This window comes from Photorhabdus heterorhabditis (genome assembly GCF_018448905.1).
Lineage (GTDB): Bacteria > Pseudomonadota > Gammaproteobacteria > Enterobacterales > Enterobacteriaceae > Photorhabdus > Photorhabdus heterorhabditis.
In genome coordinates, this window is the sequence record NZ_RCWA01000003.1 from 73,899 (window position 1) to 90,612 (window position 16,714).

The 16,714-nt window shown below is 42.2% G+C and carries 20 protein-coding genes and 1 pseudogene; 8 read left to right on the top strand and 13 right to left on the bottom strand.

Translation table 11 applies throughout. From position 1 onward, the window contains the following. Positions 1–6: 6 nt before the first annotated feature. From ydfG to EAE89_RS02685, 3 genes are all read left to right on the top strand, one after another. Positions 7–756, top strand: coding sequence for a bifunctional NADP-dependent 3-hydroxy acid dehydrogenase/3-hydroxypropionate dehydrogenase YdfG (gene ydfG / locus EAE89_RS02675; protein WP_054475486.1), 750 nt, complete (start codon positions 7–9; stop codon positions 754–756). Positions 757–870: 114 nt separating this feature from the next. Then, complete coding sequence (locus EAE89_RS02680; RefSeq protein WP_054475483.1) at positions 871–1,233, top strand: DUF1283 family protein; 363 nt, start codon at positions 871–873, stop codon at positions 1,231–1,233. Between the two features lie 22 nt (positions 1,234–1,255). After that, positions 1,256–1,528 carry a DUF1161 domain-containing protein gene (locus tag EAE89_RS02685; protein ID WP_054475481.1) on the top strand — a complete coding sequence of 91 codons (273 nt, stop codon included), beginning with the start codon at positions 1,256–1,258 and terminating at the stop codon, positions 1,526–1,528. Between the two features lie 63 nt (positions 1,529–1,591). Here EAE89_RS02685 and bioD read toward each other — a convergent pair whose 3' ends face one another. The 3 genes from bioD to EAE89_RS02700 form a co-directional block, all read right to left on the bottom strand. Next, positions 1,592–2,263 carry a dethiobiotin synthase gene (bioD, locus tag EAE89_RS02690; RefSeq protein ID WP_214085335.1) on the bottom strand — a complete coding sequence of 224 codons (672 nt, stop codon included), beginning with the start codon at positions 2,261–2,263 and terminating at the stop codon, positions 1,592–1,594. A gap of 109 nt (positions 2,264–2,372) precedes the next feature. After that, positions 2,373–3,590, bottom strand: coding sequence for a sugar metabolism global transcriptional regulator Mlc (mlc, locus tag EAE89_RS02695; RefSeq protein WP_161804201.1), 1,218 nt, complete (start codon positions 3,588–3,590; stop codon positions 2,373–2,375). A 123-nt stretch (positions 3,591–3,713) separates the two neighbouring features. Continuing rightward, the gene (locus EAE89_RS02700; RefSeq protein ID WP_054475475.1) at positions 3,714–4,628 is read right to left on the bottom strand and encodes a LysR family transcriptional regulator; all 915 of its coding nucleotides are present in this window, start codon (positions 4,626–4,628) and stop codon (positions 3,714–3,716) included. A 144-nt stretch (positions 4,629–4,772) separates the two neighbouring features. On the opposite strand from EAE89_RS02700, the gene EAE89_RS02705 reads away from it, so the two are divergent. Next, complete coding sequence (locus tag EAE89_RS02705) at positions 4,773–6,023, top strand: MFS transporter (RefSeq protein ID WP_420806651.1); 1,251 nt, start codon at positions 4,773–4,775, stop codon at positions 6,021–6,023. Positions 6,024–6,292: 269 nt separating this feature from the next. Here the strand turns inward: EAE89_RS02705 and arsH are convergent, their stop codons facing one another. Next, positions 6,293–6,991, bottom strand: a complete 699-nt coding sequence (gene arsH / locus EAE89_RS02710) for an arsenical resistance protein ArsH (protein WP_054475471.1) — start codon at positions 6,989–6,991, stop codon at positions 6,293–6,295. Positions 6,992–7,075: 84 nt separating this feature from the next. On the opposite strand from arsH, the gene EAE89_RS02715 reads away from it, so the two are divergent. The 3 genes and pseudogenes from EAE89_RS02715 to EAE89_RS02725 all read left to right on the top strand — a co-directional run. Continuing rightward, positions 7,076–7,396: a transcriptional regulator gene (locus EAE89_RS02715; protein WP_054475469.1), complete on the top strand. Its 321-nt coding sequence runs from the start codon at positions 7,076–7,078 to the stop codon at positions 7,394–7,396. A 44-nt stretch (positions 7,397–7,440) separates the two neighbouring features. Beyond that, positions 7,441–8,730 (top strand): arsenic transporter, encoded by a 1,290-nt coding sequence (locus tag EAE89_RS02720; RefSeq protein WP_214085336.1) that lies wholly within the window; start codon positions 7,441–7,443, stop codon positions 8,728–8,730. 111 nt (positions 8,731–8,841) lie between these two features. After that, positions 8,842–8,994: pseudogene (locus tag EAE89_RS02725) on the top strand (Tn3 family transposase); the annotation flags it as partial. Between the two features lie 35 nt (positions 8,995–9,029). On the opposite strand, the gene EAE89_RS02730 reads toward EAE89_RS02725, so the two are convergent. From EAE89_RS02730 to EAE89_RS02765, 8 genes are all read right to left on the bottom strand, one after another. Next, positions 9,030–9,542, bottom strand: coding sequence for a GNAT family protein (locus EAE89_RS02730; protein ID WP_054475464.1), 513 nt, complete (start codon positions 9,540–9,542; stop codon positions 9,030–9,032). Continuing rightward, positions 9,539–9,820: a type II toxin-antitoxin system TacA family antitoxin gene (locus EAE89_RS02735; RefSeq protein WP_054475463.1), complete on the bottom strand. Its 282-nt coding sequence runs from the start codon at positions 9,818–9,820 to the stop codon at positions 9,539–9,541. Before EAE89_RS02735 ends, EAE89_RS02730 begins: the two co-directional genes overlap by 4 nt. Positions 9,821–9,951: 131 nt before the next feature. After that, positions 9,952–11,118 (bottom strand): glutathionylspermidine synthase family protein, encoded by a 1,167-nt coding sequence (locus EAE89_RS02740; protein ID WP_054475461.1) that lies wholly within the window; start codon positions 11,116–11,118, stop codon positions 9,952–9,954. A 148-nt stretch (positions 11,119–11,266) separates the two neighbouring features. After that, positions 11,267–12,187, bottom strand: coding sequence for a DUF1190 domain-containing protein (locus EAE89_RS02745; RefSeq protein WP_054475459.1), 921 nt, complete (start codon positions 12,185–12,187; stop codon positions 11,267–11,269). A gap of 12 nt (positions 12,188–12,199) precedes the next feature. After that, positions 12,200–12,637: a DUF350 domain-containing protein gene (locus EAE89_RS02750; protein ID WP_054475457.1), complete on the bottom strand. Its 438-nt coding sequence runs from the start codon at positions 12,635–12,637 to the stop codon at positions 12,200–12,202. Next, positions 12,638–13,300 (bottom strand): YjfK family protein, encoded by a 663-nt coding sequence (locus EAE89_RS02755; RefSeq protein ID WP_083451847.1) that lies wholly within the window; start codon positions 13,298–13,300, stop codon positions 12,638–12,640. Between the two features lie 61 nt (positions 13,301–13,361). Beyond that, the gene (locus EAE89_RS02760) at positions 13,362–14,048 is read right to left on the bottom strand and encodes a PspA/IM30 family protein (RefSeq protein ID WP_054475455.1); all 687 of its coding nucleotides are present in this window, start codon (positions 14,046–14,048) and stop codon (positions 13,362–13,364) included. 20 nt (positions 14,049–14,068) lie between these two features. Next, positions 14,069–14,455 (bottom strand): DUF2170 family protein, encoded by a 387-nt coding sequence (locus EAE89_RS02765; RefSeq protein WP_054475453.1) that lies wholly within the window; start codon positions 14,453–14,455, stop codon positions 14,069–14,071. Positions 14,456–15,217: 762 nt separating this feature from the next. Between EAE89_RS02765 and EAE89_RS02770 the strand changes: the two genes are divergently transcribed. Continuing rightward, positions 15,218–15,817, top strand: coding sequence for a lytic polysaccharide monooxygenase (locus EAE89_RS02770; protein WP_054475452.1), 600 nt, complete (start codon positions 15,218–15,220; stop codon positions 15,815–15,817). Between the two features lie 73 nt (positions 15,818–15,890). On the opposite strand, the gene EAE89_RS02775 is transcribed toward EAE89_RS02770, so the two are convergent. Beyond that, positions 15,891–16,481, bottom strand: coding sequence for a LysE/ArgO family amino acid transporter (locus EAE89_RS02775; protein WP_235525369.1), 591 nt, complete (start codon positions 16,479–16,481; stop codon positions 15,891–15,893). Positions 16,482–16,714: the final 233 nt, after the last annotated feature.

Below are 16,714 nucleotides of genomic sequence, written 5' to 3' on the forward strand. Positions count from 1 at the left end.
TTTTGTATGATTGTTTTTGTGACAGGAGCAACTTCAGGTTTTGGTGAATCAATCGCTAGAAAATTCATTCAGCATGGTTCTAGTGTTATTGCTGCTGGACGCCGTAAAGAACGATTAAAAAAATTAAAAGAGGAATTAGGGGATAAATTTCACTTTGTTCAACTTGATGTTACTGATCGGATGGCTATTAACCAAGCTATACAGCAATTGCCAGCATCACTCCGTGATATTGATGTTTTAGTTAATAATGCAGGTTTAGCGCTTGGATTAGAACCCGCGTATCTGGCGAACCCGGATGATTGGGAAATGATGATTGACACCAATACCAAAGGGCTTGTAAATATGACCCATGCTCTGCTGCCTAAAATGGTAAAACGAGACCGTGGGCATATTATTAATATCGGTTCTACTGCTGCAAGTTGGCCATATTCAGGCGGGAATGTTTATGGCGCCACTAAAGCATTTGTAAAACAATTTAGTTTGGGTTTACGGGCAGATTTACAGGGGAAACAAATCCGTGTTACTGATATCGAGCCTGGTTTAGTTGGTGGCACCGAGTTTTCTTTAGTACGTTTTAAAGGTGACAACGATAAAGTGAATAAAACCTACGATGGAGCACAGGCATTAACAGCCGAAGATGTAGCAGAAGCTGTTTTTTGGGTTGCCAACTTGCCTGATCATGTCAACATTAATACATTAGAGATGATGCCAGTTTGCCAGTCATTCGCAGGGCTTAATGTACATAGAAATATATAATCACATTCTTCTTGATATTTTGTTGAATATCTCAATGCTATCTTATAGTTTATCTATCTGATAATTCCCTATTGTGCCATTAATGGGTCCCACTTTCTTTCAAGAGGATAAAAGATGAATATTTATAAGTCTTTGATATTAAAAATTATATCAGCTATTGCTCTGGTAATTCCTTTGCTGTGGCAAGCGCCAGCATTGGCGGCAACTTGTACCTCCAGCAGTACCTGTGTCACAGTAAATGGTAGCGGTGATACGGCTATGGAGAAAGAAGCAGCCCGTCAAAGTAAAGAGCAATGGGATGAAACCAAGAATATTCGTACCAAGGTGAATAAACGTGCTGAGAAGGAATTTGATAAGTTAGATAAAGCGATTGATAACCGTGATGCATGCATGAAAAGTACCAATATAAACGCTTATTGGGAGCCGAATACCGAACGTTGCCTAGACAGCAATACAGGTATGCCTATTAGACCGTAAAATTTGAATAAAGGTGATGACCATGAAGAAAGCGTTTTTATTTAGTGCATTGATTTTTACTGTATCTCCATTTGCATTTTCTGCACAAGCTTCATGTGAAAGCGTGAAAGCACAGATTGCGCAAAAAATTATCAATAATGGTGTGCCGGAATCCAGCTTTAAGTTGGAAATTGTTCCTAATGACCAAGTTGAACAAGCCAGTGGTAAGATCGTTGGACATTGTGAGAATAATACCCAAAAGATTGTATATACCCGGCAAGTAAATCAATCCCCAAATTCGCCAGTTGCAAAATAAACTCTCCGTAGAGGGCTTTGGATGCCCTCTTTCCATATCTTATTTAATATTTCAAATCCATAATTATTCTCCAGTTTGTTTTAATATGGTAGAAATATCCAAATAGCTGGATAAATCTTTCTCTTCTGGACGTAAAAGATAAGGAATTTCACCCAATTGTGGTGCGTTGATGTGACGGCGTAACCTATCCAGAACTTTTGCATAGTAAGATAAACCAGGATTAGTTCTGTTTGCTACCCATCCAACTAACTGCAAACCATCATTTATTATTGCCTGTGCGGTCAGAATCGAATGATTTATACAACCAGGCTGAATTCCAACAACTAAAATTACTGGGATTTTTTCCCGAATAACCCAATCAAAATAAAAAGTCTCATCATTTAGCAATACACGCCAACCGCCATTACCTTCAATAATAACGCGATCAGCTTTATTGTTAAGGTTATTTAATCCTTTTTTCATCTGTTCGAAATCAATCTGATTTTCTTCACAGTAACTGCTTTTCCAGATAACTGGGTTTATTTCTTCATATTTAAGCTGGATGGGAGAGGATTTTTGCAAAACTACGGCATCTCGATTGCGCATTCCTTCTTCTGTTTCATACCCTTCTGTAGCTATAGGTTTATAACCTACTGCTGTTGCTCCGTCACGATTAAAAACTTGTAATAATGCACGGGTAACAACTGTTTTACCGATGTTGGTATCTGTCCCCGTCACAAATAAGCGAGTTAACATAAATTTTGTTTTCCATAATGACAGATAAAATCCAGTTAATAAGGAGTTAAGTTTAGAGTATGTGGCTATCAAGGAGATTGCGTTAGCTCAATGTTTAGGTCAATTATCATTATCCTTTCATCAAATTGATCAATAATGAACCATCATATAAAGCTTTTTTAACTGAGGCTACAGCCGATAATGTTCCAGAGTTATTGAATTCCGTTGCAACCAACGTAACTTGTTTACTATAAGCAGGCAAAGATTGCTGTTTAATACATTCATTGATGATCGGGTATAAAATCTGCTGGCAAGTGTTAAGAGGAGAACCAATCAAAATTTTCTCTGGATTAAATAGGTTCACCATAATTGCGATAATACGACCAATTTTCACACCTATATCACGAATAATATCCATGGCTAAAATATCGCGTTTATTGGCTGCCTGACAGAGTGACTCAATAGTTAGCGACTCATCATTAAGTAAAGAATCTGGGGCAGTTGTTAACAACTGTTTTGTTCTGGATAAAATATGGCTGATATTTGTAACGGTTTCCAGACAGCCTAAGTTTCCGCACTGGCAGAGTTCACCGTTGGGTTCAGATTGGATATGCCCTATTTCCATTACACTACGGTTACCTGAATGTAATGTTTGTCCTGCAATGATAACGCCAGCACCGATATTATCATCAATAACAATTTGGATAATATTCTGGCAGTTTTTTGCCGCCCCATATAATGATTCAGCTATCGTCCAGGCGGTTATTTCATGTTGAAGAAATATCGGTAGTCCAGTGCGGCGATGCAAATATTCACTTATTGGCAATTCCTGAACCTGATAGTAAGGAAAACTATGGATGAGTCCTTTGGTTGGATCAACAATAGCATTTATAGTAATACTGATTGCCGTCAAACGCTCAAGACAGGATTGATAGCAGCTGAAAAATGAATCAATTTCATCAACAATTCTGTCTAAAAAGGATTTGTCATTGTTGGCAGGTAATGGCAATACATCTTCAACAATTAATTTGCCACTGAGATCGCGAAGACCCAACATCAAATTTCCCAGACTAATACTGACACATAAAAAATGCCAACTTTCAGAAGCAAGCCTCAGCCCGGTTGCTGGACGCCCTCTGAATCCTAAATCCAGAAACTCTGTTTCCATGACTAAATGAGCATCAACCAGCTCACGGACAATTTTGGTAATACTGGCTGGAGCTAGTTGAGCTTTTTTAGAGAGCTCAATACGGGAAATCGGGCCATATTGATCAATTAATCGGTAAACAGTACCAATATTATTCTGCTTTATTTGATCAATGTGACTTGGTTGTCCATCCATATTCACCCTTTTGCTCGTTAATTAATTCGTGCTCCAAAATAATTGAAGGCTGATTATGTCGATGTTTTAGGCAAAAGGTATCATTCTTTCAATCAATATGTGATATTAAACACGAAATTTAGCTAATTTCTACTCATTTTTCTCGTTCAAAATGTTAGATATGAGTAATTTTATCAGCCTGTTCGCTGCTGCTGATACCGGTCGATTTTTATGGTTTACCAACCACACTTCAGAAAAAGAGTGATTATCCGCTATTGGAATATATTGGACACCATCGACTTTCATTCGCGTAAAGGACTCGGTAACAACACTTATCCCTAACCCAGCAGAGACAAGACCGAGAATTGTCATTGCTTCGCCTGCTTCCTGTGAGATCATAGGTGTCACGCCAGCTTCAGCGAGTAAAGTGATTATTTCATCATATAAAGCCGTCCCGACTTCGCGCTCAAAAAATACCAATGGATAACCAGCCAGCATTTCGAGTTTTATTCCCTGCTGGGTAAATTCCAACAAAGGGTGTCCATCACAAACAGCAAGTACAAAAGATTCGCGAAATAATAGCCGATACTCAAGGTTATCTGGTAATTGAGTATTACGCATGATACCGATATCTATCCGCCCAGTGAGTAATGGTGAGATCTGTTGTTTAGTATTCATTTGGTGCATATGAATAGATACCTCCGGATAACACTCCCGGAATTGGCGTAAACTAAGAGTGACCTTCGGCATAAAAGGGGTTGTAGAGGTGAAACCGATTGATATTTCACCTAATTCCCCTTTTTGCATTCTCGCTGCTTTTGTTGCAGCAGCATCAACCTGAGCCAGAATTTGGTAAGCTTCCTCCAGAAACATGTTACCTGCCGGAGTCAGTTTCACATTTCGGTTATTACGTTCTAGTAACTGTGCGTTTATACTATTTTCAAGCGATTGAATTTGTTGGCTTAATGGCGGCTGTGAAATGTTAAGCCGTTCTGCCGCGCGACCAAAATGTAATTCTTCTGCAACTGCAATAAAGTAGCGTAAATGCCGTAATTCAATAGCCATAATCACCTTTAATATTTAATACATATCATTATGAATGATTAATATATTAGACAAAATATTTCACAATTCATATGCTTGATTTAGTCAAAACCAAAGTTACTTATTATGAGTTAAGTAAGGATTCATGTGAGCACTATCCATAGCATTAGTGAAAACCGGGTTTCTGGTAAGAATCTTGTCCAAAATATTCAAAATGAGAAAAATTATATTCAGAAAAAAGACGCTTTGTACATTAGAGTGACGTTGTCACTCTTTACTGTAGGATTAGCCTCGTTTGCCTTGCTCTATTTTGTTCAGCCGATTCTACCGATGTTATCAGAGGACTTTGGTGTTTCTCCGGCAACCAGCAGTTTATCTTTATCACTTTCGACTGGCATGCTGGCTTTGGGATTATTGATAACGGGTCCTTTGTCTGATGCCATTGGTCGTAAAAATATCATGGTAACTGCATTGTCTGCCGCTGCAATTTTCACTTTACTAAGTGCATTTATGACCAGTTGGTCTGGAATTCTAATTGTACGCATTCTGGTTGGTTTGTCTCTCAGCGGTGTAGCTGCTGTTGCTATGACTTATCTTAGTGAGGAAATTCATCCAAATTTTGTTGCTTTATCAATGGGGCTTTATATCAGCGGTAATTCTATTGGTGGAATGAGTGGACGATTAATATCGGGTATTATCACTGATTATTTCTCATGGCGTATTTCTATCATCGTATTAGGTGCATTTGCATTGATTGCTGCCATTATGTTTTGTCGTATGTTACCTCAATCGCGTCATTTTCGTCCAAGCTCCTTAAAACCAAAATCTTTATTGATAAACCTGAAGTTACACTTTCGTGATAAAGGATTGCCATTATTATTTTCTGAGGCATTTTTGCTGATGGGTGGCTTTATTACGGTGTTTAATTATATAGGTTATCGTTTATTAGACTCACCTTATCATTTCAGTCAGTCAACTGTAGGTATATTATCCATTGTATATCTTGCAGGTACATACAGTGCATCTAAAGCAGGCGCATTAACCCGTAAATATGGACTTGGAAAAGTTTTGATAGCTACGATTAGTATGATGCTGGTTGGTATTCTTATTACTATGCTATCGTCTGTAATGATGATTATGATTGGCATAACAGTATTAACCTCCGGTTTCTTTGCAGCACATGCTGTCGCTAGCAGTTGGGTTGGACGTCGTGCTCGCCGGGCTAAAGCCCAAGCTTCTTCTCTTTATCTCTTTTGCTACTATGCTGGCTCAAGTGTAGCAGGTACCCTTGGTGGTATATTCTGGCTTCAATTAGGTTGGAATGGGGTTGTGTTATTTATTACCATTCTTACCCTTTTAGCCTTATTTTTGGGGTTTAAACTCATTAAGTTACCTGATGCAAAAATAACATATTAGGAAATATAACCACCCAATTTGGGTATTGCTGAACTGCACCAATGTAGCAATACCAGATTGAATCAACGTGAAGCGAAACCGTTATTCATGGATATTGAACAACAGGCCGGGTATGGATATAAAGCTCTCCTAGGGGTCCGTTTGGAAAACGGAAAATATCCCACGCTAAGCCTGTTTTTTATACAGCCATGTAATGATGCTTGATTTCGCTGACTGCCCCATGAAGGGCGCAAACTTCACGACAGCAAAGCAGAGACATCACACTTGATTTAAATTTTTGTCTGATTAACCCGCACAGACAGCTCCTCGTGACTTTCTTTTCGCTCACTGTATCTGTCGGCAAGGTATCCCGTATGCCCTTTCAGCAGGAGCGTGACTTTAAACAGCTCTTCAGTGACGTCGACGATACGGTCGTACCACGAGGAGGGCTTCATACGCCCATTGTCATCGAACTCCTGCCAGGCTTTTGCCACCGAGGACTGGTTGGGGATGGTGAACATACGCATCCACCGGCCCAGAATCCGCATCTGGTTAACGGCATTGAAGGACTGCGACCCGCCGCAGACCTGCATCACCGCCAGCGTTTTTCCCTGAGAGGGGCGAACGGCACCTTCGCTTAATGGTATCCAGTCGATCTGTGCCTTCATAATTGCGCTCATCGCACCGTGCCGTTCCGGGGAACTCCAAACCATCCCATCACACCATCTGACCAGCTCACGGAGCTCGACGACCTTTGGATGTGTTTCCGGTGCATCGTCGGGTAATGGTAGTCCGGAAGGGTTAAACATTTTCATCTCCGCCCCCATAGCGGCCAGTAGTCGTCCCGCTTCCTCAGCAGCAAAACGGCTGTACGAGCGTTCTCTTACCGAACCATACAAAATCAGGATTCGTGGTGGTTCCTGTAGGTGCAGGCGTTCCGCGATACGTTCATCAAAGCAATCAGCGTTCAGGGCAGGAAATTGTTCCATTTTTCTCCTCCGAAAGATTTGGGGATTCAAATCTCAATATATATGATTTACCATATATGTATTCTAAAGGGAACGGAGTAAAAAATGCTACAACCTGTTCAACTTTTCAAAATCCTGTCGGACGAAACGCGACTCGCTATCATCCTGCTTCTCAGGGAGTCCGGAGAACTATGCGTCTGCGATATTTGTGCGGCCACCTCGGAATCACAGCCCAAAATTTCGCGCCATATGGCAATCTTGCGCGAGGCTGAGCTGGTTATGGACCGCCGTGAAGGGAAATGGGTTCACTACCGTCTGTCACCTCACATGCCTGCCTGGGCGGCTGAAACAATCACGACTTCCTGGCTGTGCCTGCGGGAGGATGTACGTAAATGGCTGGACAAATCGGCCTGCACCTCCTGCTAGGGCAGGAAAACACATGCATATGATCATATTTATTGGAGTCTGAAATGCTTTTGGCAGGGAGTATATTTTTACTGACGCTGGTACTCGTTATCTGGCAACCCAGAGGGCTTAGCATCGGCTGGAGTGCAAGTATCGGGGCTGTACTGGCACTGGCTTCTGGTGTTATTCACCTCGATGATATCCCCGTTGTCTGGAACATTGTCTGGAACGCGACAGCTACATTTATCGCAGTGATTATTATCAGCCTGCTGCTTGATGAGTCGGGTTTCTTTGAATGGACAGCACTGCATGTTTCCCGCTGGGGTAATGGGCGCGGGCGCTTATTGTTTACCTGGATAGTCTTGCTTGGCGCCGCCGTAGCTGCGCTATTTGCCAACGATGGTGCGGCGCTGATCCTGACGCCGATAGTGATAGCCATGCTGCTTGCGCTGGGGTTCAGTAAAGGGACTACGCTGGCTTTTGTGATGGCCGCGGGATTCATTGCTGATACCGCCAGCCTGCCGCTCATAGTCTCTAATCTGGTGAATATCGTTTCGGCTGATTACTTTGGCTTGGGCTTTACGCAATATGCTTCTGTCATGGTTCCCGTGGATGTGGCGGCGATTGCAGCCACACTGATGATGCTGCATCTGTTCTTTCGCAGGGATATCCCGACGACATATGACGTTTCGTTACTGAAGTCACCCACAAGCGTAATAAAGGATTTAGCGACGTTCAGGGCAGGCTGGATTGTCCTGCTGTTCCTGCTGATCGGTTTCTTCGTTCTGGAGCCTTTGGGTCTTCCCGTCAGCGCGATAGCAGCAATCGGAGCCGTTGTACTGTTTGTCGTCGCGAAGAGAGGCCATGTGATTAATACGGGAAAAGTGCTGCGTGGAGCGCCCTGGCAGATCGTTATTTTCTCCCTAGGCATGTACCTGGTGGTCTATGGACTCCGCAACGCGGGCCTCACGGAGTACCTGTCTGGCGTGCTGAATATGCTGGCAGATAAGGGCTTATGGGCTGCAACGTTTGGTACCGGCTTCCTGACGGCCTTCCTGTCGTCGATCATGAATAATATGCCAACAGTGCTGGTTGGGGCATTGTCGATTGACGGGAGCACAGCTTCTGGTGTTATCAAAGAGGCCATGGTCTATGCCAACGTGATTGGCTGCGATTTAGGCCCGAAAATCACCCCGATTGGTAGTCTGGCCACGTTGCTGTGGCTGCATGTGCTCTCGCAGAAAAATATGAAGATCACCTGGGGATATTACTTTCGTACCGGCATTGTTATGACCCTGCCGGTTCTATTTGTTACTCTGGCCGCGCTGGCTCTGCGGCTCTCTGTCACTCTGTAATGAGATACTGTTATGAGCAACATTACTAACCTCAGCTTCGTTTAAAAATAGCGATATCACAATCCCGTAAATTCAAGCTCGGTTTGCTGGACTGGTTTCGCGATCCCGTCCCTGCGTCGACGTGTGCAGGCGGGACTGAATAAAGGTAAGGCCCTTGCCCGAGCCGTTTTCATGCATCGGTTGGGGGAAATCAGGGATAGTGGGCTGGAAAATCAGAGCTACCGCGCCAGTGGGCTGACATTGCTGACTGCGGCGATCTCACTCAGCATTTGACAATCGTTGGATGTCTTTATAATTGCTCACAGCAAGGTACTGGCAACTTCTATACAGGTTTTAATGGGCAGCCACATTCCAAGACATGAAGGGTCGTCTGGCTCGACGGGTAAAAAATCATACTGCCGATAAAACGAAATGACCTCTGGGGTCATAGGATCAACAAATAGTCCGATAGCTGATATTTGTTGTGCGACCAACACGGTGCGATAGATGGCATCAATCAATAATTTTTCGCCTAATCGTTTCCTCTGGCACGAATGATCCACCGCAAGACGGGCTAGTTTTACTGCATTAAGTGGATGAGGATACTTTTTATAGTCTTTATGGGCGGGCGGCGTTGTTATTGAATACCCAGTCAGCGTGTGATAACCGATGATAGCTTTGGGTGTCGAATCCCAGCAGGCCACGTAAGTTTTTGATATGTGCTTTACGGTTTTCTGCCGGGCTTGTTGCTGTAAGAACTTATTTAATTCATTGACGCGGCAATCAAACACTTTGCGATTATGTTGATGGGTTATTTCTTCAATGGTTATCATTTCACTGCATCCTTGTAGCCCAGCGCTGCTTTAAGTAGCTTCTTGTTTGCTTTTGGAGGATTTTCCAGCGCAGCGAACAGTGCATCCGCACCGGCCATCGACAAATGTAATGTTTCAGTTCGTTCAATCACGTTACGGGCCTTATCCATTGCCGACTCAATAAGGAATTGTGAAAGGGTTGTACCGGAGTAATCAGCCGCCCTTTGAATAATTTCTTGTATCTCTGCGGATGTTCGTGCAACCAAGCGAGTTTCTTTACGTTCTGCGTTAGTGGTCATAATTTTACCTATTGTCATCAGTATTAATAAATTCCATCAGGTATCATTATGGCACGCGAAAATAATGTATGCCACAATGACACACAAAAATAGCAATAAACTCCATTTTTAATCCATCATATGAGGTTCAGCTAACCTAAAATAATGTGAGGCACAAATAACGATGTATCTTTTGTGATTCGGCCAATATCTTCCCTCACCGATAGACCAGCGGGTCTGTCATTAATAAGCCAGCTACCGATAAGTACATGGTTCTCACCGAATTTTGGTAACGGAGTATATTGTTGCACGATGTAACCCTCTTCCCCATAAGGTCCATCGATTTTCTCAATCACTTTGCCGTCTTTATAAATACTGATATTCGACCCCTCACGACTAAATATTGGCTTCTTGACATAATGAGTCAGGCGTTTGGCTTTTGGGTCATCGGCAAAGTAAGCCTCAAGCAGGTTTGGATGTCCTGGGAACATATCCCAAAGCAACGGCAAGATGGCTTTATTTGAGGTAATACACTTCCACATTGGTTCAAACCAGTTAACACCAGCAGTTGCTAGATGCTGAGCATATTCCTCGCGGAACATAAACTCCCATGGGTATAACTTGAACATAGAATCGATGATTTTACTATTGTTGTCCGTAAACTTGCCGCATTCGCTTAGGCCAATGTCTTCAACATAGACAAACTCAGTATGAATGCCAGCATCCTTAGCACAATCAGCCATATAATCGACTGTACCCTTGTCTTCTTCTGTACCCTTGCAGCATGTAAAATGAAGTGTGTTGAATGGCAAAAATGGTTTAAGTTCGTGGAAGCGATTCACAAGCAACTCTTGCAGAAGGTTGAACTGATCTGCCGAGCGCGGTACTTTGCCGCGATTAACCTTATCTTCCAGCCACAACCAACCAAAGAAACCCAGTTCATAGATCGAGGTCGGCGTATCTGAGTTGATTTCTAATAACTTGGCTGGATTTTTACCGTCATAGGCAAAATCGAGTCGACTGTAGAGGCTCGGGTCTTTGCGTTGCCAAGATTCACGCACCAACCGCCACATTATTTCTGGAATTTGGAATTTAGCCATCAGCTTGTCGCTGTTAATCACTCGTTCTATCGCTTGAAGGCTCAGCTGGTGGATTTCCTCTGTCGGATCTTCAATATGTTCCTCTATCTGCTTGAGAGTAAATTGATAGTAACGGTCTTCGATCCAGTACGGTTCATCATCAATCGTGTGGAAACCAAAACCGAATTCTTTTGCGCGTTCTTTCCAATCATGGCGTGGTGCCGTTGAAATTTGTAGCATTCTTTAACCTTTCGATACTTCTTATCTGAATATCGGAGAAAATTATCGCCCAGACGTCTAATTCCGTAATTAATGATGAGCTTATGCAAAATTCTGATAACAAAGAGGCTTGATAAAAACAGCCTCCGAATTAGATGTCAGAGTGGGTTTAACTGCCCCATCCTCCCCAGCTTGACTTTGCTGAGGAGGTTGAGCCAAAACCACCTTTAGATTTGGTAGTTACGATGGGTTTACTATCTGCGGTCTTAATCATGTCCTTGAATCCTGTTGAAGGGCTGACATGAGTGCCACCGTAGTAACCTGTTTCTAATTGCTGCGCTTTCTCACGATTTAGGCGCTCTCTATGCATCCTCTCTCTCTGCTTACACTCTGAATAATTGCCTATTTCAGAAGCTATATAAGCATTTCCCAGAGTGTTTATGTTTAATACTGAGTTTGTCGCAGAGGTATTTTCTGCCCTCTTGCCTGAGTTTTGAAAAACCTCTGGCAGGCGAACAGTCTCTAGGGGATGTAAATAACGTTGGTTCATCTCGAACTGGATATTGTCCATATTAGAGTAAGAGCCAATGACTTTGCCATCAGCGAAGAACAGCTTATCATACAGGTCGCTGTAGCTTGATGTTGAAGTGAATATTGGCTGGTAGAACACATTACGGTATTGGTCAGAAAGGTTGTACTTGTTGAAATCCTCAGGCTTTACATCAGCCATCATAAAGGCAGCCATTTTTGGTCGATAACCAAGCTTGTCCGGCATCTCTTTACATTCGCCGTACTCAAGTTTACACATTGCTTCTTGCCTGAATTTTTGTGATGTACGATCTGCTTCACGTAATGCTGCCTTGTACGTGGCTTCACATTCAGTAGTGATAGTATTCTGTGGATCATTTTGGCAAGCCGCTAAGTCCTTATAGATCCTGATTGACAGTTTGTCGGTTGATTGGCTACAGCTAGCTATACAACCAACACTAAGCGCTAGCGAAGTGAATGAGAAAGTTCGCCAGTATTTACGCTTATTCTCAATGTTGATGTCTGTGCTGCGCATTCTGCGCTTTTTATTCTTGCTCGTCATACAACCTCTGAATTAGTAAGTCATACAAGCTGCGTTTAGAAGACCAACAGAAATTGAAACGGCAGCCAGAACTACAGCTGCTGGGATCTCATTGTTTTCAATACGAGATACGATTTTCGGCATCATGAATACGCGCACCATGAAGAAGCCAGCAATTTGAGCGAGTAATGCAACAACACCCCACATAACGAAATCAGTCACGCCGACAGAGTTGCTTGCTGCACTTGCAATTGCGATGGTATAACCTACCAAAGCCCCTCCCAGCGATATTGCAGCCGCTGTGTTCTTTTCTTCTTTGATCAGCTTCCATTCATCATGTGGAGTCACCATAATGTAAACGAATTTGAATATAATGAAGAAAACGAGCGCCAGACCAAAGCATAATCCAAAGTTGGCTACACTATTAATAAATTGAGTTAAAGCTTGTTCTTCATTTACTAGTGTAATCATTTATGCTACCACTCTAAAACCTGTTTGATTAAGTTGAATACCGGTACTTTGTACCATCAGTCTGTCTAAGTTGTTGCTTACAATTTTCTCTTCGCCGGCAATCAGAAGCTCTTCTGTTTTGTTATCTGAAACCTGACGTGTGTAAACCATTACAAACTGGTCTGTTTCAGTCATGTTGCTGTTCTTATGGTAGGTTTTCTCCGTCATAGCTACCGGTTTCGTATTACTCCACAACTGAGAAAATTGAGTGCCATCGAGGTCATATTGACCGTTCGGTGTGATGATGCCATTTTCAATCAACGCATCCCACTGTGTTTGGGAATCGATCGGTTTAGTTTCGTAGAAGTACCAAAGGCTCACTTCTTTCACACCATCATCGTTCTCACCTTCTTGAAGTACCTGGAGGTAGCCTTCATCATCGGTGTAGTAGCGAACCAAGCGCATATTATCGCCAAGGTCAATAACACCAACAGCGCATATAAGCTGAGTTGAGGCCGCATTTTCGATGGTAAGATCAGACTCAATCAGTTTTAGTATGAGCGGGTCTATCTCAAATGCACCACCAATCCGCAACCCCAATATTTCTGGTACCTTCGGACCAACAGGCACAACTTCCTTGCGGCGAAGTGCTTTATTAAACGCGTCAGCGATTTTGGAAAACATAGAAACATCCTTTGAAGAGGAAGACCCTAAGGAACAGGGCCTTTATCTAACAACCAGGGGATTACTTGCCAAGAATACGGGCAAGTTCGTCTTCCGCAGATGCAGAACTTGAGGTAATGCCAGCTGCTTTAAGTTTTTTGTCCAAATCGCTTGAAGTTGCGTTATCGTGAAGCTCTTGCTGAGCCTCGAACTGGGCAGCTTTCTCAGCCTGGCGTGCTTTGATACGTTCAAGCGAATCAAGAGCGGTAGATGTTTTAGATGATGCGCCAACAACAGAGTTGTGGGTAGCAGCCTGTGCTTTTTGTACCTGTTCAGTTGCTTTAACAAGGTCTACTTGGTTCTCAAGCTGAGACACTTTTTCTTTAGCTTCTTGCACAGTGCGGCGGTGGGTAACTTCAACTTTCTTGAAAGCTTCAAGCTGTGATTGCTCTGTTTCCAATTCACCACGCAGGCCAGCAACTTTCTGAGCACATTCTAAAGCAAGCCCATTGTCACCTTTATTAGCCGCAGAGCGAGCGTGATTTTCGTATTCACTGATACTGGTTTCGATAGATGAAACCTTTTTTTCTGCCACTTTGCGCTTAGCGATAATGCCAATCAGGCTTTCATCAGCGCGGCGAATTTCTGCTTTTGTTTCACGAAGCTCCTGATCAAGAATGGTCAGCGCTTTCCCATCAGCTACAGATTCTGCTGCGTTGTTTACAGTTCCTTTAATTGCTTTGAAAAGCTTTTTCCATACACTGCTCATAATATTTTTACCCTATGTTGTTATTTTAGAAACTCAGAATACGCATCAAGAAGCTCAGCAATGTTGGTGAATAACATAGAAACTTCGATGACAATACTCTCCATTTTTGATTCTGAAGATAAAGCGCCAAAAGCTGCATAGTAAGATTGACCATCTACTACAGTAATTCCAACAGAAGTCAGAGGGATCATCTTGTGCGTTTCTAAAATGAACTTATTTAAGGCCGCTGTATCCGAAACATATTCTTCCGAGAACAGCAGCGCTTCTACTGTGATTTGTTTTCCACAAATGGCTAAATGTGCCTTAATGCCGTCTTCGTTAGTGATTACGAGACATTCACCTATTTGCTCTACAGTCCAATTGTTATCAGACTTTTCAAGCTCAGTTATTACTTGATTTAATTCCAAGTTACTTACTCCAATCGTTTGTGTAGTTTTCCAGCCACAACCCGTATTTTACAGCACTAATTTTAACAAATATCGTATCCAGATAAATAGTAGAACACTTAAGCAGTTCAACTAGGTTTTGAACTATCAGAACTATCGCTGAATAATACAAGATCACTAACCAGACTGAATTATGCTTATCATAACATCGATACTCCGTAATTCGCCAAAACGTTTTATTATGCTCCCCCGCTATATTGCTGCTATCCCCACAAACAAATTCATTTGCCAGCCAAATACCATTTTAGGAACTATTGTGTGGATGATTGAGTTCATACTTTGCAATGACTCAATAAAACAGACTGACGGTGACACATCACCAACATCACCATACTATATACCTGTTATCTTTCAAGTTGCCTCTTTATTGGCTGCATTCACTCACCCCGGTCACAGAGTTATCTATGCTCCCTTGCCGTCGCCATCCATCTTGAAATCTATTGGGTATAAATACGTGTTTTTAAATGAGCAGGCGCCCCGTTCAAAATGCAAAAATTGTCTTTTTCATCAGTAAGGTAGAATAAATTATAGAAATCTTATCCTTTTATATTACAAAAAATAATAACAGGCACTTTTAATGAAAAATTTCAATACCTTAATGTAATTAGATTATTAATTAATTTATGAAATGGATAATCATATTATATTCATCTAGGATAATAATTAAGTCCCGGGGCTTTGTTTGTCATAGACTAATTATCCTGTCTAATGGAGGGCACTATTATGTACAAACATAAAGTGAGAATTATGACTTTAGCCACTACTGTAATCGCAGCTTTATTTAATGGAGCATGGGCTCATGGTTACATTGATAGTCCAGGAAGTCGGGCATTCCTTTGTTCTGCACAGGGAAATAAACAAAATACAGATTGTGGGTTGGTAGAATATGAACCTCAATCTCTTGAAGCTAAAAAAGGCTTCCCGCAAGCTGGCCCAGAAGATGGTCATATTGCCAGTGCGGGTATTGGTCACTTTGACGCATTGGATGTTCAAACAGCAGAGCGATGGAAGAAAATTCCCATTACTACCGGTGATATTGAATTCAAATGGGAAATTGTAATCCAACACAAGACTTCAAGTTGGGAATATTTTATTACTAAATTAGACTGGGACCCCAATAAGCCTTTAACCAGAGAGCAATTTAATAGTACACCTTTCTGCTTTGAGGATTACCAGGAAAAAATGCCGGGGAATGAAGTTATTAATAAATGTACTTTGCCAGAAGGTTATCAAGGTTATCACGTTATATTGGGTGTCTGGACAGTTGCAGATACCCTGAATGCATTTTACCAAGTGATTGATACAACAATTAACCCTGCCTGATATCCAATAGATGTTGCAAGACAATAATTATTGGGAACAGCATAACGCTGTTCCTTTTTAGTTTCAATTTAACTTAAATGATGAAAGTACGCTGTACTAACCAGCAGGCCGTAATAAACAGAGTGACTGCGGCAATGCATTCTATAATACGGTACTGCCATGGTTTCGATATGAAGGCTGAGAACTTGCGAGAACTATAGGCCAGACCGTAGAACCAAACAGACGAGGCCGCAAGTGCACCAGCCATGAACAAAATTCGATGACTGGCAGGATAAGGCGCTGCTGTTGATCCCAGGATGACAACGGTTTCCAGTAGCGCTAAAGGGTTCAGGAACGAGAGAACGAGTCCGCGTTTCACCATGTTAAAAGGTCTGGTATTTTGTTTCTCACTGAGGGTAATAGCCTCCCCACTCTCACTTATAGATCGACGCCCTGCCTGGAACGCCAAGAATAGAAGGAACACTATGGTAAATGACATCAAAACCATAGTTATTTCTCGATTCAACGCAATGATACTTCCAACACCTAAAGCACCTATGGTAATCAGGATTGCATCACAAGCCACAAACACTGAAGCGAGCAGAATTGCACGGTCATTCAGCAGACCGACCCGAAGGATTTCTATATTCTGAGGACCAATCGAAATTACCAGCCCTAAGCACAAAATAAAACCATTAATTAATGCCAACATAATCCTTCCAAAGTATTGTTTTAAGTATCACCCGGTATATCTAGATTTGCTGGAAAATCAGGTCGTCTCGATGCACTCTTGCTACCTGATTATCAAATTATTCATGATATTGACCTCCAAAGAAACATCGACACAGCAGCCTACCCCACTGGCAAGTCGCCGCAATGTTCTTTAAGCATAAAACAATCAATGCCGTTACACTATTG

Bases quoted from the DNA above. Each gene is read 5' to 3' on its own strand.
- arsH (WP_054475471.1), bottom strand. From the start codon at position 6,991: ATGGAACAATTTCCTGCCCTGAACGCTGATTGCTTTGATGAACGTATC.
- EAE89_RS02755 (WP_083451847.1), bottom strand. From the start codon at position 13,300: ATGTTTTCCAAAATCGCTGACGCGTTTAATAAAGCACTTCGCCGCAAG.
- EAE89_RS02685 (WP_054475481.1), top strand. From the start codon at position 1,256: ATGAAGAAAGCGTTTTTATTTAGTGCATTGATTTTTACTGTATCTCCA.
- EAE89_RS02740 (WP_054475461.1), bottom strand. From the start codon at position 11,118: ATGCTACAAATTTCAACGGCACCACGCCATGATTGGAAAGAACGCGCA.
- EAE89_RS02700 (WP_054475475.1), bottom strand. From the start codon at position 4,628: ATGGCTATTGAATTACGGCATTTACGCTACTTTATTGCAGTTGCAGAA.
- EAE89_RS02750 (WP_054475457.1), bottom strand. From the start codon at position 12,637: ATGATTACACTAGTAAATGAAGAACAAGCTTTAACTCAATTTATTAAT.
- EAE89_RS02735 (WP_054475463.1), bottom strand. From the start codon at position 9,820: ATGACCACTAACGCAGAACGTAAAGAAACTCGCTTGGTTGCACGAACA.
- EAE89_RS02760 (WP_054475455.1), bottom strand. From the start codon at position 14,048: ATGAGCAGTGTATGGAAAAAGCTTTTCAAAGCAATTAAAGGAACTGTA.
- EAE89_RS02715 (WP_054475469.1), top strand. From the start codon at position 7,076: ATGCTACAACCTGTTCAACTTTTCAAAATCCTGTCGGACGAAACGCGA.
- EAE89_RS02770 (WP_054475452.1), top strand. From the start codon at position 15,218: ATGTACAAACATAAAGTGAGAATTATGACTTTAGCCACTACTGTAATC.
- ydfG (WP_054475486.1), top strand. From the start codon at position 7: ATGATTGTTTTTGTGACAGGAGCAACTTCAGGTTTTGGTGAATCAATC.
- EAE89_RS02720 (WP_214085336.1), top strand. From the start codon at position 7,441: ATGCTTTTGGCAGGGAGTATATTTTTACTGACGCTGGTACTCGTTATC.
- EAE89_RS02680 (WP_054475483.1), top strand. From the start codon at position 871: ATGAATATTTATAAGTCTTTGATATTAAAAATTATATCAGCTATTGCT.
- EAE89_RS02730 (WP_054475464.1), bottom strand. From the start codon at position 9,542: ATGATAACCATTGAAGAAATAACCCATCAACATAATCGCAAAGTGTTT.
- EAE89_RS02745 (WP_054475459.1), bottom strand. From the start codon at position 12,187: ATGACGAGCAAGAATAAAAAGCGCAGAATGCGCAGCACAGACATCAAC.
- bioD (WP_214085335.1), bottom strand. From the start codon at position 2,263: ATGTTAACTCGCTTATTTGTGACGGGGACAGATACCAACATCGGTAAA.